Raw genomic sequence first — 22819 nt, forward strand, 5'->3', positions numbered from 1 at the left:
TGCAGACCCAACTCCCCGCACAACCGCGAACACCCATGTAACCGGCACAGCTTCAACGCATGGCGTCGTTTAAGACCCCATTGCCGCCGCTGGTCATGACCACGCCGGAACTCCACCATCTCCGGCGAATGACTCGGCACCCCCGACCAATCCCGCATGCCAGCAATAACTGACCTGGAAAAGAACCCCAGCTGCGCCATAAACCATTATCCCGCACCCCGAAGATCGACAGCAAAGAAACGATCACGCCAATCAAAATAAAGCGTTTCCAGCCACCGAGAAGCACATTCTCATGCCGCTGTCCGCCGCCCGCTCAGGTCGTCGCTTCTTGGGCGTCGGAGACGTCACCACTGGCGGAGATGGCGAGATCAGCGGCGCGAGACGTTACTCTTTGCCGCGGTCATGGCAGGGCCGTCGCCGAGGCGACCGTCACCATCCGTAGCTCTGATCGCCGCTCCGCAGTCGGCACTGTCGCTGGGGCCGCCACGTGGCGGCGGGCCGGTGGTCGTTGAGGCGGGAATCGGAGGGCGGTGGCCCTCTGACGGCTGAAGCCGGGGACTTCGGATGGGTCCGCCCGGAACGCTTCGATGTCATGTACGTCGACCAGCCAGTTCCCGCACGAGGCTCCGTCCTTCGGCGCGGAGGGAAAGCCGTGTGATCCCACTTACGCACGATTCTCATCCCGTCCGGGTTCGGCGAGGATGACGTGGTGGAGCTGCTGGGACGGCGCCAGGAATGCGCCGCGATCGATCGGATGATCGCTGCCGTCCGCAGCGGTGAGAGCCGCGTCCTGGCCCTGCACGGCGGGGCCGGCGTCGGCAAGACCGCGCTGCTCGACTACGCCCGTGGGCGGCCCGGCGGGCTGCGGGTGCTGCGGGCGTCCGGTGTCGAGTCGGAGATGGAGCTGGCCTTCGCCGCCCTGCACCAGCTGTGCGGGCCGCTGCTCGACCTGCTGCCCCGGCTGCCCGAGGTGCAGCGCCACGCGCTCGAGACCGTGCTCGGGCTGCGCAGCGGCAACCCGCCCGACCGGTTCCTGGTCGGCCTGGCCGTGCTGAGCCTGCTCTCCGAAGCCTCCGAGGAGTCCCCGCTGCTCTGTGTCGTCGACGACGCGCAGTGGCTCGACCGGTCCTCGGCCCAGACGCTCAGCTTCGTCGCCCGGCGGCTGCTGGCCGAGTCGGTGGCGCTGCTGTTCGCCAGCCGTGAGCGGGATCCGGCGCTGATCGGCCTGCCCGAGCTGGAGGTCACCGGGCTGCGCGACGACGACGCCCACGCCCTGCTGAGCTCGCTGACCCACGCCGGGCTCGACCGGTCGATCCGCGACCGGATCGTGGCCGAGACCCGCGGCAACCCGCTGGCGCTGGTCGAGCTGCCGCGCGGGCTGTCGCTGACCGAGATCGCCGACGGGCTGGGCCTGCTGCGCAGCGGCGACTCGCTGCCCGGCCACATCGAGCAGAGCTTCCTCAACCGTGTCGGCGGCTTCCCGGCGCCGACCCGCACGCTGCTGCTGATCGCGGCGGCCGAGCCCCTCGGTGACCCGGTGCTGGTGTGGGCGGCGGCCGAGCGGCTCGGCATCGACCCGGCGGCCGCGCTGGCCGAGGGCACCGACGGGCTGCTCTCCATCGACGAGCGGGTGACCTTCCGTCATCCGCTGGTGCGCTCGGCCGTCTATCAGGCGGGCGATCCGGGACAGCGCCGGGCCGTGCACCTGGCCCTGGCCGAGGTCACCGACGAGACCACCGACCCCGACCGCCGCGCGTGGCATCGGGCGGCGGCCGCGGCCGGCCCCGACGAGGAGGTGGCGGCCGAGCTGGAGAGGTCGGCCGGGCGGGCACAGGCCCGCGGCGGGCTGGCCGCCGCGGCGGCGTTCCTCCAGCGCTCGGTGCGGCTGACCCTCGACGCTCAGCAGCGCGTGCGGCGGGCCCTGGCCGCGGCCGAGGCCACCCTGCAGGCCGGTGACATCGAGGCCGCGAGCCGCTTCGCCGGCCTGGCCCGGCGCGGCGCCGGCGACGAGTTCCCGCGGGCGCGGGCCGAGCTGATCCGTGGCCACATCGCGTTCGCGGCCGGCCGCACCGGCGAGGCGCCCGGTGCGCTGCTCGCCGCGGCCCAGCGGCTCGAGCCGTACGACATGGACCTGGCCCGCGAGACCTACATGCTGGCCTGGGGCGCGGCGTTGATGGCGGGCGACCGGCCCACGCTGGAGGCGACCGCCCGGTCGACGGCCGCGCTGCCGCCGCGCGAAGGTGGCCCGCACGCGCTCGACCTGGTCCTCGACGGCTACGCCGAGCTGCTGACCGGCCGCCGCTCCGAGGCGGTGCGGCTGCTGCGCCGGGCCACGCCCCTGGTGATCGACCTGCCGCTCGCCGACGCCCTGCTGTGGGGCTGGGTGGCCAACGCGGTGCCGCCGTCGATCTGGGACGACGCCGCCATGCGCGAGCTCTCCGACCGTCAGGTCGAGGTCGTCCGGGCCGGCGGAGCGCTCGCCCATCTGCCGTTCGACCTGACCGCGGCCGGCATGGCGACCTCGTTCACCGGCGACCTCGACCGGGCGGCCGCGCTCGCCGCCGAGGCGGAGACGGTGGCGGGCGCGCTGGGCCTGCCCATCTCCCCGTTCGTACGCCTGCGCCTGACCGCCCTGCGCGGCCGGGAGCCGCAGGCGTCGGCGCTGCTGGCCGAGACGGTGGCCCGGGCCGAGGCGAAGGGCGAGGCGCTGGGCGTGGCCATCTCCCAGTGGTCGTCGGCGGTGCTGAACAACGGTCTGGGCCGCTTCGCCGAGGCGATGGCGGCGGCCCGGGTCGCCTCGGGCATCTCGGTGATCTGGGTGGCCGAGTGGGCGCTGCCCGAGCTGGTCGAGGCGGCGGCGAGGGTCGGCGAGCTCGAGGTGGCCAAGGAGGCGCTGGACCGCCTCACGGAGGTCGTGGGCCCGTGCGACACGGACTGGGGACAGGGCACGCTGGCTCGCTGCCAGGCCCTTCTGAGCGACGAGGCGCCAGCCCTTTTCCGTACGGCGATCGAGCGCCTCGGGCGCACCGGCCTGCGGGCCGAGCTGGCGCGCGCCGAGCTGCTCTACGGCGAATGGCTGCGGGCCGCGCACCAGCCGGCCGAGGCCCGCGAACACCTGCGGACGGCTCACGAGATGTTCGCCGCGATGGGCCTGGAGGCGTTCGCCGAACGCGCGCGCCGGGAACTGCTCGGCACGGGCGAGGCGGTCCGCCGGCGTACGGCCGAGGTCTTGGTCAGTGACGAGCTCACCGCCCAGGAGAGGCAGATAGCGGTGCTGGCCCGCGACGGCTTCTCCAACCCGGAGGTGGGCGAGCGCCTGTTCCTGAGCCCGCGCACGGTCGAGTGGCACTTGCGCAAGGTCTTCACCAAGCTCGGCGTGACTTCCCGCCGCCAGCTACGGGAGGCCCTGCCCCGCGATCCGGCGAGCACGCCCGGGCCGTGAGAGCAGCGGCCCGGGCGAGCGCTTGTCATGGACGGCGGGCGCGCCTGCGGGTGAAGGAGAAGCCGACCAGGCCGGCGATCGCGGCCAGGATGCCGCCGCCGGCGGTCCACACCCAGCGGGACGAGAACTCGGGGACGAGGTCTGAGGCCCACGACGAATCGCCGGCGGCGGCGGACGCGGACGGGGCCGGGGTGGGCGTGTCCGTCGTGACCGTGCCGGGGCGGTTGACCGGGTTCAGCGGGGCGGCCAGTTTGCCCTGGTCGGCTCCCGTGTCGCCCTTCTCGGCGGTCAGGGTCAGGTCTACCTTCACCGGCAGGCCCAGGTCCTGCTCGGGCAGGGCCGTCGAGGAGAGGCGCACGTAGTACGTACCCGGGAGAGGGTCCTGATCCGACGGCTCGGCCCACGAGCGCACCTGCCTCAGCCTGCAGCCCAGGGCGACCTCGGTGGCGTCGTTGGTGACGATCGGGCTCTGTTCGCCGGCCACGCACGGCTGGCGGCGGCGCAGGCCGTCGAAGACCTCGATCGTCCACGCCTGGTAGCCGTGCCGGTCGGCCACCGGTGGCAATGTGACCTTGGCGTTCAGATCGGGTTGCTGGCCGGCCGTGGCCGGGAACGACCAGTAGAGGTAGTCGCCGGTGACGGCCGAGACCTGAGCCGGGCGGGTGGCGTCGATCGGGGTCGCCGTCAGATAGGAAGTGCCCGCGCTTCCCGCGCCGGTCGGCGCCAGCAGCAGGGCGGCCAGGAAAATGGACATCAGTTCTCCCTCCAGGTGGCGACCCACCAGCGGGTCAGCCAGCCGGCCAGGACGCCGGCGATGAGTCCGGCCACGGCCAGGACCAGCAGGAGCAGCCAGCCGCGGCCCAGTCCGGGCGCGTCCGGGGCGGTCGAGGCGGCCACGGTGTCGATGCTCAGCTCGAGCGGCATGCCGGGGGCGGCGGCCGACGTGGTGGACGCGAACGAGTTGCTGACGATCACGCAGACGTCCGTCGGCTCGGGGGCGGACCAGCGCAGGCCGGCCGAGATGACGTCGGCCCGCCCGCTGGCCGCGTCCAGACCCCGGACCAGCTCACGGCCGTTTTCGGTCACTGCTTTCAGCAGTACGCCGTAATCCCGGTTCACCGGGCGGTCCAGAGCCACACTGACCGAGGCCCGCAGCTCCTGGTCGGCCTGCAGGGAGACCCGGTAGTAGCGGTGCTCGCCGATCCGCTCCCGGTCGCTGAAGACGCCGGGGGAGAGCACGGGCGCCTTGTCGCACGACTCGGTGCCGGTGACCGCCGCGGGCGTCACCGGCGGCGGCAGCGCCGCCCGGTCGACCAGCTGCTGCACCCGGTCGGTCAGCTCCTGCTCGCTCTGGGCCGACGCGTACGTGCCGCCGGTCGCCGTGGAGATGCAGACCAACTGCTTGCGGGTCTTCTCGTCGGGGGTGAGGCCGAGGGTGTCGACCACCAGCTTGGTGCCCTGCGCGGCCAGCTCACGGGCCACCGTGCACGGGTCGGGCGGCGTGCAGGTGTCCTCGCCGTCGGTGATCAGCACGATGCGCCGGGCGCCCTCGCCGGTGCCGAGGTCCTTCGCGGCGGCCCGCAGGGCCAGGCCGATGGGGGTGTATCCGGTGGGCTTGAGCGCGGCGATGGCCGCCTTGGCCACGGCCGGGTCGACCGGGCCGACCGGGACGATCTGCTGGGTGTCGAGGCAGCCCTTCTTCTTGTCGTCGCCCGGATAGGTGGCGCCGAGCACCCGGATGCCGAGCTGGGTGGTTTCCGGCAGCGCGTCGACGACCTGGCCGAAGGCCCGTTTGGCGACCGCGATCCTCGTCTGGCCGTCGATGTCCTTGGCGCGCATGGAGCCGCTGACGTCGAGGACCAGCTCCACCTGGGGCGCGACCTCGGTCTCGTCGGCCCGGGCCGGGGAGGCCCCCAGAACCCATGATGTGGCGATCAACCCGACTAATACCAATATGGACAGTCTTTTATGGATCACGCGGCAAGATCATAAAGCGTGTTCGCACCGGCGCGGCGCCGGGGTGTTCCGCCCTCACCGAAAACGTTTCGGTGAGCGGCGCGAAACGACCCGTTGACATGAAAGAAACACGCTGACACGATCCCGAAAAGGTTTTCGTAATCCGCGCCGGAAGGACAGCTGGATGGCACCGGTCAACCGTCGTCAGTTCCTGCAAGTCTCAACGCTCAGCACCGCCGCCTTCGCCGGCTTGGAGTTCTCGTCGGCGTCCGTGCCCGCGCTCGCCGCTACGGAGGGCCCCGGCGCGACCGCCCCGGTTCGGCCGTTCCCGCTCGGCGACGTGCGCCTCGGCACCGGGCTGCTCCAGGAGAAGCGCGACCGCACCAAGGCCTGGCTGCGCGTCTTCGACGAGCGCCGCTTCGTGGTCCTCTTCAACAACCAGGCCGGCCGCCCCAACCCGGCCGGCGTCGCGGTGCCCGGCGGCTGGGAGGACGGCGGGCTGCTCAGTGGGCACTGGGCCGGGCATTACCTGACGGCTCTGGCCCAGGCGTACGCCGATCAGGGCGAAGCCGTCTACAAGACCAAGCTGGACTGGATGGTCGGCGAGCTGGCCGCCTGCCAGGCCGCCATCACAGCCCGGATGGAGACCGGCGGTGGCGGCGGGGGAGAGGAGCCGGCGGCCACGATCGGCCGGGTGCCGGGCCGGATCGGCAACGGCCTGCGGCTCAACGGGGGCACCCCGGCGCAGTACTGCACCCTGCCCCAGGAGGCGATCAACCAGCTCACCGACTTCACCATCGCCACCTGGATCAACCTCGGCTCCACCGCGAGCTGGACCCGCCTGTTCGACTTCGGGCAGTCCACCGCGATCAACATGTTCCTGACCCCGCGGGCCGGCGTCACCGGCAACGTGCCGCGCTTCGCCATCACCGTCGGTGGCTCCGGCGGCGAGCAGCAGATCAACGGCACCACCGCGCTGCCGGTCGGACAGTGGGTGCACATCGCGGTGACGCTCGCCGGCCGCGTCGGCACGCTCTACGTCAACGGGCAGCCGGCCGGCACCAACACGAACATGACCCTGAACCCGTCCAACCTCGGCAACCCCGGCAACCGGTGGATCGGCCGGTCGCAGTACGGCGACCCGTTCCTCGACGCCACCATCGACGAATTCCACATCTTCGACCGGGCGCTGAGCCAGGCCGAGCTGACCGCCCTGCAGACCGCGACCACGGGCGGCGGCAACATCGCCTGGTACCGGTTCGAGGAGGCCGGCGGCACCGCGCTGAAGGACTCCTCGCCCAACGGCCGCGACGCCGGCGTGGTGGCCGCCTCGACCGAGGGGCCGGCCGACTGGGTGCCCACCTTCCCGGGCTATCTCGGCGCCATCCCCGAGGACGCGGTGCTGCGCCTGGGCCCGCCGCGCTGGGCCGTCTACGGCGGCAACGCGCAGACCAACACCTGGGCGCCCTGGTACACCCAGCACAAGATCATGCGGGGCCTGCTCGACGCGTACTACAACGCCGGCAACGCCCAAGCCCTCGAGGTCGTCACGAAAATGGCCGACTGGGCCCATCTCGCGCTGACCGTCGGCGACAAGAACCACCCCGACTACGAGGGCCCGCTCACCCGCGACGACCTCAACTACATGTGGGACCTCTACATCGGCGGCGAATTCGGCGGCGCCAACGAGGTCTTCCCCGAGATCGCCGCGCTCACCGGCGACGACAAGCACCTCGAGACGGCCAAGGCCTTCGACAATCGCGAATCGCTGTTCGGCGCCACCGTCGAGAACCGCGACATTCTCGTGGTCACGCCGCAGAACCGTCCCGGCCGCCGCCGTCCCGAACGGCTGCACGCCAACACCCACGTGCCGCAGTTCATCGGCTATCTGCGCGTCTTCGAGCAGGGCGGCGGCCAGGACTACTTCACGGCGGCCAAGAATTTCTACGGCATGGTGGTGCCGCACCGGACGTTCGCCCACGGCGGCGCCGGGGGCAATTACCCGGGCTCCAACAACAACCTCGAGCTCTTCCAGAACCGCGGGAACATCGCCAACTCGGTGCCCACCAGCGGCGCCGAGACCTGCACGACGTACAACCTGATGAAGTTGGCCCGTAATCTCTTCCTGCACGAGCACGATCCGGCCTATCTGGACTATTACGAGCGCGGCCTCTACAACATGATCCTCGGCTCGCGCGCCGACACCACGTCGACCAGCGATCCCCAGGTGACCTATTTCCAGCCGGCCGGATCGGGCACGGTCCGCAGCTACGGAAACACGGGCACCTGTTGCGGCGGAACGGGCCTGGAGAACCACACCAAATATCAGGAGACCGTCTACTTCAAATCGGCCGACGGCGGCACGCTCTGGGTCAACCTCTACGTGCCCTCCACCCTGACGTGGGATTTCACCGTCAAACAGGAGACTTCATTCCCTCGTACGGACCGGACCCGGCTCACCATCGACGGAACCGGCCCGCTGACCCTCAAACTGCGCGTTCCCGCGTGGGCCAAGCGCGGTTTCACGGTCGCCGTCAACGGCGTCGGGCAGAACATCCAAGCCGTTCCGGGTTCGTACGCCACGGTGAGCCGCACCTGGAAGCCCGGCGACGTCGTCGACATCACGATGCCGTTCAGCATCCGGATCGAGCGGGCCCTCGACCGTCCCGACACCCAGGCGATCTTCTGGGGCCCGATCCTGCTCCAGATCATGGGCAGCGGCACGCAGTGGCGCGAGCTCACCCTCTACCGCCACCTCAAGCGCGACGGCGACTACGCCCGGGCCGCGATCACGGCCGGCGCGGTGACGGCGGCCGGCGACCCGACGTTCACCACGGGCGGCTACTCGCTGCGCCCGTACTACATCAGCGACAACCAGGCCGCTTCGTCGTACTTCCGCCGCGTCGAGCCGTCCATCGTCTTCGGCTCGATCGACACCGGCGTCCCCAACCGCAAGCGCAACGACGGCCTGCCCACCTACGACGTCCCGGTCACCGGCATCACCTCGCCCGGCACCGACGGGCCGACCTTCCTCGACCTGGTCTGGGACAAGGCGCCCTTCGCCACCCACGCCCAGTTCGTAGCCACCGTCACCCAGACCGCGGACGCCTTCGTGACAGCCGGCGTCTTCACCGCGGCCGAGCGGAACACGATCGTGGCCCGTGCGACGGCCGCCGACCGCGAGCTGTCACCGGGCGCCGCCCTCAGCGTCGACGTGCAGGCCCGCACCCAGCGCATCGGCACGACCGTCTACGTGGCGGTCACCGCCCGCAACACCGACAGCGTCCCGCTGACCCTGGAGCTGACCACCCCGTACGGCTCCAGAACGGTCACCGCGGTCGCCCCGGGCCAGTCCGCCTACCAGTCCTTCAACACCCGCTCCACCGCGATCCCGTCCGGCACGGCCACGGTGAAGGCCACCGGCACAGTGAGCGGAGGGCAGGTGACAGCTTCGTTCGAGGCGGCCTACAGCTGACGCCCTTATGATCGGCCGGTGGTGAAAAAGGCGGAGATAACCGGGATCGGCGCCGTGACCGAGGTGCCGGACGAGGAGTGGCACACGGTCGGCCCCGTCGAGATTCCCCTGCTCGGCGGGCCACCGGTGCCCGTCATCCTCGACGGTTACAGCGACGACGAGGCGCCGGAGGACTTCCATGAGGCGGTGCGGGCGTTCGTGGCGCTGAACCGCGCGGCCTTGGAGGCGGCCGTCCCAGCGATCTTCGCCTACTACCGGGACGTGGCCGAGTCCACCGACGCCGTCGACGTCGAGATCGCAGGCCCCGGCGACGTCCTGGACCACATAACGCTGGGCCGAGAGCCCACAGTGTCCCGGGATACGTACACCGACCACCACGTCTACGTCTCGCTGGAATGCGAGTGCGCCTGGGAGCCCGAACACGGCCTGCAGCTGGTCTTCCGCGACGGCCGCACGGTGAGCAAGGTGGGCCCGTACGACGGCCACCTGACAAACGCCTCCGCCTACGGCGACCCCTCCCTGACGAACGTCGTCTATCGCTAGAGAGTCGGCTTTCCGACTCGGGAGTCAGAGCATCGCCCCTCCCGCGGGTGGCGGCCGGACCTACGCTGGCCTCAGCCGGGTGCGATTTGCAACTTTCGCCCGATTCGAACCCACTCGCTGGAGCCCTGATGGATCTGATCGAACGGCCGCCACTCCAAGACGCTCACATGTTGCAGGACGCGCTCCACTGCCAGGTCGCCGCGGAGGAGCCGGACGACTTCACCAAGATGTTCCCCGAGCTCGACCCCTTCGCCCCCGACACCGACGCGGTCATCCACAACGTCCGCGAGCTCGGCCGGCGTGACGGGTTGATGGACGCGCGGGACCCCCGGGTCACCGTCACCAACCCGATCGGGGCCAACCCGATCCGCAACCCCGACAATCCGAATCCGGACATGACCGTCGGGTTCACCTTCCTCGGGCAGTTCATCGACCACGACCTGACCTTCGACCCGATGCCGATCCGGCGTGGGCAGACGAAGAGCCCGAACCTGCGCAGCCGCTTCTTCGACCTGGACAGCGTCTACGGCCGGGGCCCGGACAAGGACCGTCACCTCTACGACCGGGCGTCCGAGCTGGACCGGGCGGCGCCGATCAAGTTCCTCATCGACTTCGACGCGCCCCGTGACCTGCCGAGGACCAGCCAGCAGCGGGCCATCATCGCCGACCCGCGCAACGACGAGAACGTCATCATCTCGCAGCTGCACCTGGCCTTCCTGCGCTTCCACAACGAGGTCACCGACCACCTGGCCGTGACCCGCGCGGCCGACCTGGCCCTTCTGGAACCCACGGAGCGGCCGCGCAAGCTGTTCGAGTGGGCCCAGTGCTCGGTCCGCCGCCACTACCAGTGGATCGTGGTCAACCAGTTCCTGACCGCGACCCTCGACCCGGTCGTCTTCGCCGCCGTCGAGAGCAACGGCCCGGAGGTGTACCGGGAGGAGATGACCGAGAAGATCCCGCGCGAGTTCCAGGTCGCCGCCTACCGGTTCGGGCACAGCCAGATCCGGCCCGGCTACAAGCTCAACGTCGGCTTCGGCGCGCCGATCTTCGACCGCCGGGTCGACCCGCGGGAGGGCGACCCGAACGACCTGCGCGGCGGGCGCCGGGCCCCGCGCCGATTCGTCGAGTGGGACAACTTCTTCGACTTCGGCACCAAGGAGATCGACCAGGACACCGGGAACGTCGTCGACAAGGTCAAGCAGAACAAGCGCATCGACCCGTACCTGTCCTCGCCCCTGTTCGACCTGCCGGTGGGCCCCGGGCTGATCGAGCCGGACGACGACCTCAAGTCGCTGGCCGGCCGCAACCTCGAACGGCACCTCCAGCACGGCATCGCCTCCGGCCAGGACATCGCAGCGCGGTTCCACTACACCGCGCTCACGGCGGCGGAGACGGCCGAGCTGCACCCGCTGGGTTTCCGTGACAGCACCCCGCTCTGGTACTACGTGCTCAAGGAGGCGCTGATCCAGCACCATGGCCAGCGGCTCGGCCAGGTCGGCAGCCGTATCGTGGCCGAGGTGTTCTTCGGATTGCTGGAGGCCGATCCGCAGTCGTACCGCAACGTGCGCGGCGGCTGGACACCGGACCTGCCGCGCCGCAACGGAACGCGTGGCGGGCCGTTCACGATGACCGATCTGCTCACGTTCGCTGGGGTGGCGTAACCGGCCGGCCGTGATCTACTCGGTGAATGCTGCCTTGGAATCACGAGCTGTCCGGCCGGTTGCATCGGGAGACGATCGACTCGGCGCTGCTGCGGGGAAACCCGCTGGGTGATCCGCATGAGCGGCCGCTGTGGGTCTATACGCCGCCCGGCTATGAGTCGGGGTCGTCGCGCCATCCGGTCATCTATGTGATCCAGGGCTACAGCGGGCACGTCGCGATGTGGGCCAACCGTACGCCGTTCCGGCAGCCGTTCATCGAGACCGCCGACCAGGTGTTCGCCCGGGGCGAGGCCCCCGGGTGCATCCTGGTCTACGTGGACGCCTGGACGGCGTACGGCGGCTCGCAGTTCGTCGATTCGGTGGGCACCGGGGCGTACCACTCCTATCTCTGCGACGAAGTCGTGCCCTGGGTCGACGCCCGCTATCGGACCATCCCGGCGCCCGGGTCCCGCGCGATCAGCGGCAAGTCGTCCGGCGGCTTCGGCGCGATGATCACCCCGATGCTGCGGCCCGACCTGTTCGGCGCGCTGGCCACCCACGCGGGCGACGCGCTGTACGAGTACTGCTATCTGAACGAGTTCGCCAAGGCGACCCGCGCGCTGCGCGACTACGACCACGACATCCAGCGGTGGTGGGCGGACTTCCGTGGCCGCACGGCCTTCACCGCCGAACACGACACCCTGCTGACGCTGATCCTCGGCTGCGCGGCCGCGTTCTCGCCGGCCGAGGACGGCACCCCGCAGCTGCCGTTCGATCCGCGCACCGGCCAGCTGATCCCGGCGCTGTGGGAGAAGTGGCTGGCCTGGGACCCGATCCGCATGATCGACCGGTACGCCGACGCCCTGCGCTCGCAGAAGGCGATCTGGATCGACGCCGGAACCCGCGACGAGTGGTTCCTGGACCTGGGCGCCGAGGCGTTCCGGGCCGGCCTGGAGCGCATCGGCGTCCCGGACGACCGGATCCACTTCGAGCTGTTCCCCGCCGGTCACGGCGGCATCGACTACCGCTATCCGCAAGCCGTGTCCTGGCTGGCCCACCGCCTATCATCAGCGGATGACTGAGACGGACGAGCTGGTCGACGCCCTGGCCCAGCTTTCGTTCGCCGTGACGGCCGCCCTCACCGAGGTGGCCGGCCGCTACGACATGTCGGTTGTGCAGGTCCGCCTGCTGGGCGTCCTGCGCGACCGCGAGCCGTCGATGAGCGCTCTGGGCCGCCACCTCGGCCTCGACAAGTCCTCGGTCAGCGGTTTGGTCGACCGTGCCCAGCGCCGGGGCCTGATCACCCGGACCCCGAGCCCCACCGACCGCCGCTCCCAGCACGTCGCCATGACCGGCGCCGCGCGTGCTCTGGCCACCCGCGTCGCGGACGAGTTCGCCGGCCGCGTCGACGACCTGACCGCCGGGTTGTCCGCCGAGGAGCGGCGCCTGCTGACCGCCTTGGCCAATCGCGTCGTGTCCGGCCTGTCGGAAAGCCCCGCCGCCGTTCGTGGTGCAGGTGACCACTAAGCGAGAAGGGAACTGCCATGACCGCCAGTTACACCTGGGACGTGTTCTCCACGCTCGACGGCTACGGCTCGTACGCCGAGGGGGCCGATTGGGGCGGCTACTGGAGCAAGCAGGGCCCGGAGCTGCTCGCGCACCGGGCGGCGATCTTCGACACGGAGCAGCGGATGGTCTACGGGGCGACCACGTTCCGGGAGATGGCGCAGATCATGTCGTCCGGCATCGACCCGAACGCGCTCGACGAGTGGAACCTCCGGACGATGCGCTCACCGGCGACGGTGATCTCGTCGACGCTGACCGGCACGCTCGGCTGGCCCGACGCGACCATCGCGAGCGGCGACGCGGTGGACATCGTGACCCGGCTCAAGAAGGAATCGGACGTGCCGCTGCGCTCGCAGGCCAGCCTGTCGCTGAACTGGGCGCTGATGGCCGCCGGCCTGGTCGACCGCCTCCAGGTGACCGTCTTCCCGGTCATCTCGGGCCGGACTGGCACCAGCCCGATCCTCGGGGGAGCGGGCGACTTCGACCTCGAACTCCTCGAGAGCCGAACCCTCGACGGCCGGACCATGGAGCTGGTCTACCGCCCCACGGCCCGGCCTTAAGGCACCAGCACCGTACGGACTCCGGGCTGTTCCGGCTGTGTCCAGACCGCTTCCACGTCGGCCAGTGGGGCGGTGTGGGCGTCGACGGTCAGGCCGCCGGTGGTGATCTCGTCGATCAGGGACGGCAGCTCGGCCAGGTAGCCGCGGGTGGAGACGGCACCCTGGCCGTTGCCCTGCAGGCGGAAGTTGGCCGAGCGCAGCGCCACCGACGGCAGCTCGATGGTCGGGCCGGCGACCGAGCCGATCTGGATCCAGTTGAGCTCGCGGCTCCGGTCGGAGCGTGCCTTCAGCACGGCCATCATGGTCGCGGCGGCCGGCTTGCCCCACAGGTAGTCGACGACCAGGTCGACCTCGCTCGCCGCTCCGGCCAGCGCCTCCTCGTCCAGCGGGACCGCCACGTCGGCGCCGAGACCGGGCAGGCGGCTCTCGTCGCGGCCGGCGGCGACGACGTGGCCCGCGCCGAGGCGGCGGGCGACCTGGATCGCCATCCGGCCGGCGTTGCCGGTGGCACCGAGGATCAGCACCGACTGGCCGGGCCGGATCGGGACGCGGCGGCGCAGCGCCACCCAGGACGACATGGCCGGGTTCATCGCCGCCGCGATCCTCACGACGTCGGCGCCGGGCGGCAGCTCGACCGTGCGGCGCCGGTCGACCACGGTCCGGGTGGCCATCGGGCCGGTCAGGTCGTCGTCGGCCACGAAATACATCAGCCGCCCGTCGGCGAGCCGCCCCACACCGTCGACGCCGGGGACCAGCGGCAGCTTTCCGGTGCTCGTGTAGTGGCCGCCCGACGCGCCGGACCGCACCCGCGGGTGCAATCCCACGGCCAGCACATCGACCACGGCCTGGTCCTCGCCGCGGGGCGAGGGCAGCTCATACGGCTCGTAGCGCGGCGGTCGGTCGAACGAACTGACGACGGCGGCCTGGATCTTCATGCTGACTCCCTCATTTAGTACGTGTCACAAACTAAAGTAGTTCGTGACACGAACCTTCGCAAGGTGTGCCTGTACCGCGAACGCGGTACACGGGTTACCACCATGGGCCGACGACACCGGGCCGTGCGCCGACCAGACTTCTTCTCATGATCCCGACCTGGTCCGTGGCCTTCGCGGTGGTGCTGTGCCTGCTGTCGGCGGTGGCGTACGCCTTCGGCGCGATGGCGCAGCACCAGGTGGGCGACAAGCCCGTACGAACCCTGCTCCGCACCCGCCGCTGGTGGCTGGCGATGGCCGGCAACGGAGCGGGCGCCGTCCTGCACGTGGTGGCCCTGCGGTACGGCCCGCTGACCCTGGTGCAGTCCCTCGGCGTGCTCACCCTGGTCGCGGCCGCGCTCATCGGCCGCCGCCGGATCACCCGCACCGAACTGGCCGGCACGGCGCTGACCACGGTCGCGCTCACCGTCGCCATGACCTTCACCGGCTCCTCGAGCCAGGCCCTGACCCTCCGCGAGGCGGTAGCCGTCACCCTGGCCGCCGCCGCGATCATGGCCTGGGCCGCGACCCGTACCCACCTGCCCGCCCTGGCTTCCGCCGCCGTCGGCGGCATGGCCTTCGGCGTCGCCTCGGCGATCACCCAGACGACGCTGGCGAACCTGAACGGCCTGCCGCTCGGGGTGGCCGCGATCGCCCTGCTCAACGCCGCCGCCATCTGGTTCACCCAGCGCTCCTACCGGGCCGGCCTGGCCGCTCCGCTGGCCACCGGCACCGTGGCCAACCCGGCGGCGGCCGCCCTGATCGGCGTCCTCCTGCTCGACCAGACCTTCCGCGGCGGCACCGCGGGCGTCATCGTGGTGCTGGCGTGCGCCGCCGCCGTGACGGCCGGCGTCTGGTTGCTGGCCCGCGCGCAGGACACGGCGCTTCAGCCCCTCCCCGAACCGGCCGCGCTCGCCCACAGCTGAATCATGGAGCCATGGACGATCTCGCAGCCTTCGACCGGCTCTGCCGTACGGTGTACGTCGCGGCCCGGTCCGGCGAGGTGAACCGCACGGACGCGTTCGACCTGGCCGCCGCGGTCCTGGAGTCGAACCCAGCGGACCCGGCCGCCGTGGAGCTGGCTTCGCGGAGTCTCGACGGCCCCGAAACGGCCCGGCCCCGCATGGCCGAACTCGCCATCGCCGTGCTCGCGGCCATCGACTTCGAGCCGGGTTTCGCCGAGGAGCCGGAGTTGCTGGCGCGCCTGGAGGACGCCATGCGGGCGGTGAACCGGGACGTGGTGGCGACCGGCCTGGCCCACACCTGCCGCCTGCGCGTACGCCCCGACGAGCCCGGCCTCACCGGCAACGCCTACGCCCAGAGCTGGGACGGCCACACCGGCACAGCGCAGGGCGTCTTTCCTCGTTCAGGCGTTGACCCGGTGTCGGCGCTGGTAGCAGTAGCCGAGGACGCGCAGGACGCGGTGATGCACTCGCTCTGGTCGGCGTGGCCGGTCTGCCCGGCCCATCGGCTGGGCGTCCACGCCCGAGCCCACGACGAGGCCGCCGTCTGGTGGTGCGCCGGGGACAACGGCCACGCCGTAGCCCTCATCGGCGAATGGCGGGCCGGCTAAAGTCCGGCTTTCTTGACGCCGTAGGCGGCCTGCTTGGCGGTGAAGCCCTCGAATTTGAGCTGCTTGATCAGCCCGGACCGGGAGAACGAGGAATAGGACAGATAGTCCTCCGCTGTCTTGGCGGCCTGTTCGTTCCAGTTGGCTTTTTGCGCGTCCACGCCGAAGGTGGCGTCCTTGGCCGAGAATCCTTCGAACTTGAGCTGCTTGATCAAGCCGGAGCGGGAGAAGGCGGTGTACGACAGATAGTCGGCCGCCTTCTCGACGGCATTCTCCTGCGAGACGGTCAACTCTTTGGTGGGCTCGACAGAGGGCTCGGCAACGGGCTCGGTGGTTGCCGGGGCGGGCTGGGTGGTTGCCGGGGCGGGCTCAGTCGTGGCCACGACCGGCTCGGTGGTGGGCTGGACCGTGGAGCCGAGGCTGCCCTTGTACTCGCCGCACAAGGTGGTGTCCCAGAGCGCCTGGTCATAGGCCTGAGCGCCGGTGGTCATGTCGATGCAGCCCTGGAGCTTGGCAAGCGCGTTCTGGTCCGGCTGACCGGTGGCTGTGGTGGTGACAACCGCGACCGGTGCCGAGGCGGCCGTCTCGTCGCCTCCTCCACCGCCGGCGACGCCGATGACGACCAGACCGGCGAGGACGCCACCGCCGACGAGACCGGCCTTTTTGCTCCGGCTCATTTTCTTCCGCGGAGCGGGATCGGCGGGAACGTACTCAGGAATGCTCATGAACATTTCTCCTCGGCGTGCGCCTTTTGAACAGGCCGCCATCAGGCTAAATGTCATCGGTGACGGCGAGATCCGTCAGTCGTACATGGACGGTGTCTTCACGACCCGTTCACCGCAGACGTTCAAGCGGCCCGGCAAGCCGTTGGGATGACCCCGTCTGTGCGAGCGGACCACCACGTCCCTGGGGAGCTCAAGTGGCCAGCGCATCCGCCACGCTGCGCGTGCACTCGTTGCAGTTCAATTTGTCGCGTTTGTAGGTAAGCTTGTAGAAAGGGAATTTCGGAACCCGAGGCGCCCTGCTCCGCGTTCTGAACAAGACGTCCTGCAACTGCCGGGAAAGCGTCGGCAGTGATGCAGTGAAGGAAGGGTCGGTGCGCTGACGGGCGGCCTCTAATATCCGCTTTTCCGCATAGTCACCGACGCGTTCCCGCTCCTTGGCGACCGCCAATTGTTGCCGGATTGACTCGATGCCGAACAAGAGGCCGCCGAGCGAAGGTACATACCAGCCGGTGAAGATTTCGGCTACCGTGAAGCCGCCTGCTACGCCGACAACGGCGCCCGCAACGGTCCACGCGGCAATTATCACGGCAACGAAAGTTGCGTACCGACGTCTGACGCGGGCTCCCCATCCGAGGTTCTCCAATTGGCGGGCCAGGACGTCGAAGGGCGGAAGAAGGTCCGGCATCTCGTCCCAGTCGTCGTCCACGCGTCCATTTTTGAACTTTTCGCTGAGCGCGCTCCGGTCGGCCGATCTCACCTCCGGCCCGGCGGCCACATCGTTCCAGGGCAGGCCGAATACCTCCACCTCGAACTTCTCTTGCAGCTTGGCCGCCCGTTGCAGCTCAGCGTCAGCCCACCATGTCAAACCAATGGAGTTGACGGCCGCCCATAATGCGCCGACCAGAGCGACCCATGCGGCCGGCATTGACCTTATCGTCAAAACGGCGCCCGTCACGGCAATGATCGCTGAAATGAGCAGTCGCGCCCCCGCTAGCATGCGTACCCGTCGATGCGAGATCGACATCGCACGTAGGGCGGTTTGACCTTCGCGGCTGACCGAAATCTTCTTGGTGGGCGGCGCGACCGAAGACATGGCGGCATTCTAGGGTACGTAAGCGGTGACATCCCATACCGTGCGACCAGCCGCTAGAGTTGATATTGATGAGCCGGACCGGCGACCTTGATCGCTATCTTGACGACCCGCAAGTGACCCGAGCAGTTCGAACATGGGCGCGTGATCAGAATTTGCTCGCGGAGGTGCCGGCGGCGCCTTGGCGTCGGCGAGGTGGAAGTGGTGCCCTGCTCGCAAGGCTTCGTATCGCTCGTTCGACCCCTGGACAGAAGCCGACCGACGTGCTGCTTAAGGCTTGCTCCGCCGGCAGCCCGGCGCGGGAGCCGGCGAATCACCAGCTGGCGTGGCGGGATTCTCCCGACTTCGCCGATCGTCACCTTTTCCGCCAGCTCTACCCGCCGGCCGTCATGGACGACGGAAGGGTTCTGATGTTCCTCAATTCGTCGGAATCCCTCACCAGCGCCGTGACGCTAGGGCAGCTACCGTCCGCCGCGCTTTCGAACGGGTGCCGTGCCACGATCCGTATGGTCCTCGACGAATGGAACTCAGCGGCCACCCGCCAGCCACGGTCATCGACCGTGCGGCAATTTCTGACAGGGGAGTTGCGGGGCGTCTTGAACCGTGATCGATCCGCTTACACTTGGGCGCGAGGCGCCGGATTCATACCTGATGTGCATGACGGGCTGGATAGCATGGCTCATCGCTTCCAGTTAGACGAGGAACTGTCGACGAAGGTTGAGTTCTTGGCCGGTCGTTCTCACGGCGACCTGCACGTCGATAACGTCATCGTCCCCGTGTCACCTGGTGGTGCGTTCGACTTCGATGACATCAGGCTCATCGATCTGTCGGCTTTCGACCCGATGGCGCCGTTGTCCCGCGATATCGCAGCGCTGCTTTTGTCCCTGATATTTCCCGCTGTGCGGGGCGGCGCCTTACCGTCGCAAGACCCATCCCTTGCCGACGCGCTTACGTCAGAGGCTCCATTGTCAGCCGATCACGGTACCGCTCTGGAGCGCTTATTGATCTCAGTTCGCAGTGAGGCGATCGGGCAGATTGAAAATCGGCTGCACGGGATTTTTCATCGACAATACCTATTGTCATTGATTGCCCAGTCGATCACTTACACGTCATACGACAATGCTGGCGAGAGCGGGCGGCGATCGTATCTCTGGTTAGGGGCGACGGCGGCCGAGGCTTATCGCTCCTCCACGAATGCCGGTGGCCTATGAGCGTGAGCGATTCGGTGCTGGTATGACGATCTCCAGTGCGGGCGAAGGACTACACGCCCGGATACTCGGCGTGGATGTCGCCGTCGAACAAGCGGTGGCAGAAGGCGTTCATTCGGGCGGCGGCCGGGGCGTGGCGGGCCAGGATCTCCGCGACGGGTGGGGGCACCGTGGGCGGGATGTCGCCGGTTGCGCAGCGGCGCACGTAACCGTCTCGGGCGGTGGGTGGGGCCGAAAGTGGCACCGGGATGCCGCACACCGTGGTGACCAGCCAATTTGTCAGGCGCATGGACATGTAGTCGGCGTCGTGGTTGGTGTTTCGGGTGACGAATTCGCGCTCCTCGTCCGACAGGTCGAAGCGGGGTGATGTGGCCAGGCCGAAGTCGACCAGGTGGATGCGGGTGCCGTCGGTTCTCATGTTGCCGAAGTGGGCGTCCATGTGGAGCAGGTCGCGGGCTCGCAAGGATGCCACGATCTCGAACAGCTGCCGTTCGACCGTCTCGGCCTGGGCGACGGGGTCGGTCATCAGCGCCGACACCGGATGGGGCAGGTATTCGAAGAACAGCACCAGGCTGTGGGTCGCCGCGGCCAGTTCCTCGAAGCGGGCGCGTACGGCCGGGTCGTCGCCGAACTGCCTGACCACCGCGTCGATGTCCCGGTGCTCGGGTGCGACCGGTGGACGGCCGGGCAGCACACGCCAGTCGCGGAGCAAGGGGGAGCTGGCCAGCTCGCGCCAGGCGTTGAAGCCGGGGCCGGCAAGGCGGTACATGCCGTACTGGGCAGTAGTGCGGCAGATCGAACAGGTTCGCCGTGCTGTGCGGGTGGGCCAGCTCCCGGTCGGTGATCGGGATGCGCTTGGCGAACACCGGCACCCCGTCCACGTCGAGCACCGATGAGCCGCCGCCCACGCCCACCGAGGCGGCGGGCGCGGACCGGAGCAGCTCCGTCAGCTCGTGGTCGTCGAGAGAGGCAAGATCGATCACCGCAGGTACGAGGCGCCGTTGAGGTCCAGGACGGCGCCGGAGGACCACAGGGCCTCGGGTGAGCTCAGGTGCAGCACCGCCGCCGCGACCTCCTCGGGAGTGCCGGCACGGCCGAAAGGACTTTGCTGCCGTACGGCGTCGCCCACCTGCTGGCGCTCGGTGGCGATGAAGCCGGGGGCCACCGAGGTCACCGCGATGTCGTGCGGCGCCAAGGCGATCGCCATGGACTGGCCGAAGGCCTGCAGGGCCGCCTTGGCCGCGCCGTACGCCGGATAGTCCGGCTCGCCCCGGTAGGCGCCCCGGGAACCCACGTTGACGATGCTGCCGGGGGCCTTCCGGTCGATGAGGTGATGGGCGAAGGTGTACGTCACGTTGGCCGCGCCCAGCAGATCCACGTCGATCGTGTGGCGCCACTGGTGCTGCCAGTCCTCGTACGACGTCGTCGCTATCGCATGGCGGTTGCCGGGGCCGGGGGCCACGGCGGCGTTGTTCACCAGCACGTCCAGGGCGCCGAGCTCGCGCACGGCGGCGGCGACCACCTCACGCGATTCGCCCGGATCGGCCAGGTTGCCGCCGACGAGGGCATGACCCGTACCGGCAAGCCTCTCCAACGTCTTTGCCGCCTCGTCGCGGGCGGAGCCGTAGTGGACCGCGACCCGGTCGCCCCGCGCGGCGAAGGCGATCGCGATGGCTCGGCCGATGCCGCGCGAGGCGCCGGTGACCAGGATGCGTCTCATGATCGAAGACTACGCAGGCGGGCGTGGATCCCGTCGTACGCGGTGGGGTGGTTCAGGTAGCGCTTGTCGACCTTGGCCAGCATCGTGTAGTTCGGGTCGCAAACGTTGCCGACCGGGGCCTGCCCGGCCTGGCTGATCAGCTGGTAGGCGTCGAGCACGTCCAGGCCGGTCATCTCGGCCGTCCAGGTGACCAGGTCGTGCTGGCTCATCCGGTACGCGTCCTCCAGCGGTCTCGCCGAGCCGGCCGACATCAGCGCGTCGTCGGTCTCGAAGCGCGGCGTCGGGGTGGCGACGCCCTTGACGAGATCGAGGATCACCGTCGTGTTCATGGCCGCCTCGACGCCCGTACCGCAGACCTCGCCGTCGCCCTGACGGCAGTGACCGTCGCCGAGCGCGAAGAGGGCGCCGGGCACGTTGACCCCGAAGTAGGCGGTGACCCCGGCCCTCAGCTCGGGCGTGTCCATGTTGCCGCCGTGCACGTCGGGCACGATGGTCATCCGGCTCTCGAAGGCCGCGGGGGCCACGCCGGCCGTGCCGTGCATCGGATCCAGCGGCAGCGACACGCTGTAGTCGCCGCGGCGCGCGTGATAGGTGACCGTGCCCGCCTCGGCGTCCACGTCGTAGCGCCACACCACCTCGTCCAGCGGCGGGTGCAGCGTGGCCGTCGTGTGGGTGCCGGTCAGCGCCCCGAAGTGCGGGAACGTCGACGAGACGGCCCAGTCGCGGGCCGGCGTGATCGACACGAAGTGCACCGCGAGGGTGTCACCGGGTTCCGCTCCCTCGACGAAGATGGGGCCGGTGACCGGGTTCAGATAGGGGAACTCGCACACCACCGACGGCAGGTCGTCGACGCTCTGGACGCGGCCGCCGAAGCAGTCCTCGGTGTAGAGCTCGACCGCGGTGCCGGGCGCCACGGTCAAAAGAGGCTCGCGGCCACCGAAGGTGTAGGACAGCTGGTCGGGCGTGGGATGGAAACGAACGGTCACGGATTCCCCTCGGAGAGGCCGGCGAGCGTCGGGCGCCGGCCGGACAGATAGAACACGATGAGCACGATCACGCCGATGCCCAGCCAGGCGAAGCCGAGCATCTGGGCCGCGATGTCGGCGTTGATCACCACGTAGAGCAGGATCAGGAAGCCCACCACGGGCACGATCAGATGCCGCCACCAGTCCCGACTGCCCTGGCGCACGACGTAGTGGACCACCACGGCCACGTGCAGCGCCAGGAAAGCGGTCATCGCGCCGAAGTTCACCAGCGTCGACAGCAGCGAGATGCCGTCGTCGCGGCTCGCCATGTACAGGCCCAGGGTCAGCGAGACGACCGCGACCAGCAGGGTGGCGTTGGCCGGCACCTTGTGCCGCTCGTTGATCCGGGCCAGGAAACGCGGCATCTGGCGGTCGCGTGCCATGGCGTACAGCAATCGGCTTGTCGCCGCCTGTGCCACCAGAGAATTGGCGAAACCCCAGGCGATGGCCGTGGCCAGCGCGGTCAGATTGGCCAGCCAGGCGCCGCCGGCCGCTCGCGCCGCGTCGTAGAAGGCCGTGCCCTCGGGGTCGCCGTCGGCCAGCAGGCCCGGCGCGTCCGGCACGAGCAGCGCGGCCACCCAGGTCTGCACGACGAACAGGGTGCCCGCCACCAGCAGCGCGCCGACCATGGCCCGGCCGATCTGGCGTGCCTCCTCGCGGCTCTCCTCGGCCAGCATCGAGATGCCGTCGAAGCCCAGGAACGACAGCACGGCGATCGACACCGCGCCGAAGACCACCGACCAGGAGAACGTGTCGGCGTTGAACAGCGGGCTGAACGAGAACCGGTCCAGGTGGGCCACGCCGACGGCCAGGAAGATGGCCAGAATGATCAGCTCGGCCACCAGCATGATCCGGTTGACCCGGGCCGTCATCTTGATGCCGAGATAGTTGACCACCGTGTTGAGCAGCACGAACGCCACCAGCCAGAGCCACACGGGCACCCCGGGCACGAGCGAGTGCATGGCCACGCTGGCCACGAGATAAAGCAGGCCGGGCACGAGTACGTAATCGAGCAGGATCACCCAACCGGCGAGGAACCCGACCGGCGGGGCGATGCCGCGCCCCGCATAGCTGTAGACCGAGCCGGCCATCGGAAAGGCCTTGACCATCTGGGCGTACGACAGCGCGGTGAACATCATCGCCACCATGCCGATGACGTACGCCAGCGCGACCATCCCGCCCGAGCCGCTGTAGACGCTGCCGAAGATCCCGAACGGGGCGATCGGCACCATGAAGATGAGCCCGTAGATGAGCAGGTCGGTGAAGCTCAGCGAACGGCTGAGCTCCTGGCGATATCCGAACTGCCCGAGGTCGTCCTGAGCCATGCC

General features: G+C 69.6%; 19 protein-coding genes. 10 read left to right on the forward strand and 9 right to left on the reverse strand.

The features are described from left to right. Positions 1-709 precede the first annotated feature (709 nt). Positions 710-3442, forward strand: a complete 2733-nt coding sequence (locus ACFY36_RS03460) for a helix-turn-helix transcriptional regulator (protein ID WP_499744285.1) — start codon at positions 710-712, stop codon at positions 3440-3442. Positions 3443-3467: 25 nt separating this feature from the next. Here ACFY36_RS03460 and ACFY36_RS03465 read toward each other — a convergent pair whose 3' ends face one another. Both ACFY36_RS03465 and ACFY36_RS03470 read right to left on the reverse strand, forming a co-directional pair. After that, positions 3468-4196, reverse strand: coding sequence for a peptidase (locus tag ACFY36_RS03465; protein WP_499744286.1), 729 nt, complete (start codon positions 4194-4196; stop codon positions 3468-3470). Next, positions 4196-5419 (reverse strand): VWA domain-containing protein, encoded by a 1224-nt coding sequence (locus ACFY36_RS03470; RefSeq protein ID WP_499744287.1) that lies wholly within the window; start codon positions 5417-5419, stop codon positions 4196-4198. The genes ACFY36_RS03465 and ACFY36_RS03470 overlap by 1 nt, the downstream gene beginning before the upstream one ends. Positions 5420-5582: 163 nt before the next feature. Between ACFY36_RS03470 and ACFY36_RS03475 the strand changes: the two genes are divergently transcribed. The 6 genes from ACFY36_RS03475 (at position 5583) to ACFY36_RS03500 (ending at position 13182) form a co-directional block, all read left to right on the forward strand. After that, on the forward strand, positions 5583-8873 hold the full coding sequence (locus tag ACFY36_RS03475) for a beta-L-arabinofuranosidase domain-containing protein (RefSeq protein WP_499744288.1): 3291 nt from the start codon (positions 5583-5585) through the stop codon (positions 8871-8873). Between the two features lie 18 nt (positions 8874-8891). Beyond that, entirely contained in the window at positions 8892-9416 is a 525-nt protein-coding gene (locus ACFY36_RS03480) for a DUF6985 domain-containing protein (RefSeq protein ID WP_499744289.1), read from the forward strand. A 128-nt stretch (positions 9417-9544) separates the two neighbouring features. Continuing rightward, the gene (locus ACFY36_RS03485) at positions 9545-11077 is read left to right on the forward strand and encodes a peroxidase family protein (protein WP_499744290.1); all 1533 of its coding nucleotides are present in this window, start codon (positions 9545-9547) and stop codon (positions 11075-11077) included. Between the two features lie 26 nt (positions 11078-11103). After that, positions 11104-12138 (forward strand): alpha/beta hydrolase, encoded by a 1035-nt coding sequence (locus tag ACFY36_RS03490; protein WP_499744291.1) that lies wholly within the window; start codon positions 11104-11106, stop codon positions 12136-12138. Beyond that, entirely contained in the window at positions 12131-12583 is a 453-nt protein-coding gene (locus ACFY36_RS03495) for a MarR family winged helix-turn-helix transcriptional regulator (protein WP_499744292.1), read from the forward strand. The genes ACFY36_RS03490 and ACFY36_RS03495 overlap by 8 nt, the downstream gene beginning before the upstream one ends. A 17-nt stretch (positions 12584-12600) precedes the next feature. Then, complete coding sequence (locus ACFY36_RS03500) at positions 12601-13182, forward strand: dihydrofolate reductase family protein (RefSeq protein WP_499744293.1); 582 nt, start codon at positions 12601-12603, stop codon at positions 13180-13182. On the opposite strand, the gene ACFY36_RS03505 is transcribed toward ACFY36_RS03500, so the two are convergent. Further along, positions 13179-14117 (reverse strand): quinone oxidoreductase family protein, encoded by a 939-nt coding sequence (locus ACFY36_RS03505; protein WP_499744294.1) that lies wholly within the window; start codon positions 14115-14117, stop codon positions 13179-13181. The genes ACFY36_RS03500 and ACFY36_RS03505 overlap by 4 nt on opposite strands. 146 nt (positions 14118-14263) lie before the next feature. Here ACFY36_RS03505 and ACFY36_RS03510 point away from each other — a divergent pair, with 146 nt between their 5' ends. Together ACFY36_RS03510 and ACFY36_RS03515 are read left to right on the forward strand one after the other, a co-directional pair. Then, on the forward strand, positions 14264-15079 hold the full coding sequence (locus ACFY36_RS03510) for a DMT family transporter (protein WP_499744295.1): 816 nt from the start codon (positions 14264-14266) through the stop codon (positions 15077-15079). A gap of 11 nt (positions 15080-15090) precedes the next feature. Beyond that, positions 15091-15726 carry a hypothetical protein gene (locus tag ACFY36_RS03515; RefSeq protein WP_499744296.1) on the forward strand — a complete coding sequence of 212 codons (636 nt, stop codon included), beginning with the start codon at positions 15091-15093 and terminating at the stop codon, positions 15724-15726. Here ACFY36_RS03515 and ACFY36_RS03520 read toward each other — a convergent pair. Both ACFY36_RS03520 and ACFY36_RS03525 read right to left on the reverse strand, forming a co-directional pair. Beyond that, positions 15723-16448 (reverse strand): Ltp family lipoprotein, encoded by a 726-nt coding sequence (locus ACFY36_RS03520; protein ID WP_499744297.1) that lies wholly within the window; start codon positions 16446-16448, stop codon positions 15723-15725. The two genes, ACFY36_RS03515 and ACFY36_RS03520, sit on opposite strands and share 4 nt — an antisense overlap. Before the next feature lie 190 nt (positions 16449-16638). Continuing rightward, complete coding sequence (locus ACFY36_RS03525) at positions 16639-17541, reverse strand: S-4TM family putative pore-forming effector (RefSeq protein WP_499744298.1); 903 nt, start codon at positions 17539-17541, stop codon at positions 16639-16641. A 68-nt stretch (positions 17542-17609) separates the two neighbouring features. Between ACFY36_RS03525 and ACFY36_RS03530 the strand changes: the two genes are divergently transcribed. Further along, positions 17610-18749, forward strand: a complete 1140-nt coding sequence (locus tag ACFY36_RS03530) for a hypothetical protein (RefSeq protein ID WP_499744299.1) — start codon at positions 17610-17612, stop codon at positions 18747-18749. Between the two features lie 49 nt (positions 18750-18798). On the opposite strand, the gene ACFY36_RS03535 is transcribed toward ACFY36_RS03530, so the two are convergent. The 4 genes from ACFY36_RS03535 to ACFY36_RS03550 form a co-directional block, all read right to left on the reverse strand. Further along, positions 18799-19515: a serine/threonine protein phosphatase gene (locus tag ACFY36_RS03535; RefSeq protein ID WP_499744300.1), complete on the reverse strand. Its 717-nt coding sequence runs from the start codon at positions 19513-19515 to the stop codon at positions 18799-18801. 210 nt (positions 19516-19725) lie between these two features. Continuing rightward, positions 19726-20466 (reverse strand): SDR family NAD(P)-dependent oxidoreductase, encoded by a 741-nt coding sequence (locus ACFY36_RS03540; RefSeq protein ID WP_499744301.1) that lies wholly within the window; start codon positions 20464-20466, stop codon positions 19726-19728. Then, complete coding sequence (locus ACFY36_RS03545) at positions 20463-21452, reverse strand: acetamidase/formamidase family protein (RefSeq protein WP_499744302.1); 990 nt, start codon at positions 21450-21452, stop codon at positions 20463-20465. Before ACFY36_RS03545 ends, ACFY36_RS03540 begins: the two co-directional genes overlap by 4 nt. Beyond that, positions 21449-22816, reverse strand: coding sequence for an APC family permease (locus ACFY36_RS03550; RefSeq protein WP_499744303.1), 1368 nt, complete (start codon positions 22814-22816; stop codon positions 21449-21451). Before ACFY36_RS03550 ends, ACFY36_RS03545 begins: the two co-directional genes overlap by 4 nt. Between the last annotated feature and the right edge of the window lie 3 nt (positions 22817-22819).

Source organism: Actinoplanes sp. NPDC000266 (assembly GCF_042899005.1).
GTDB lineage: Bacteria > Actinomycetota > Actinomycetes > Mycobacteriales > Micromonosporaceae > Actinoplanes.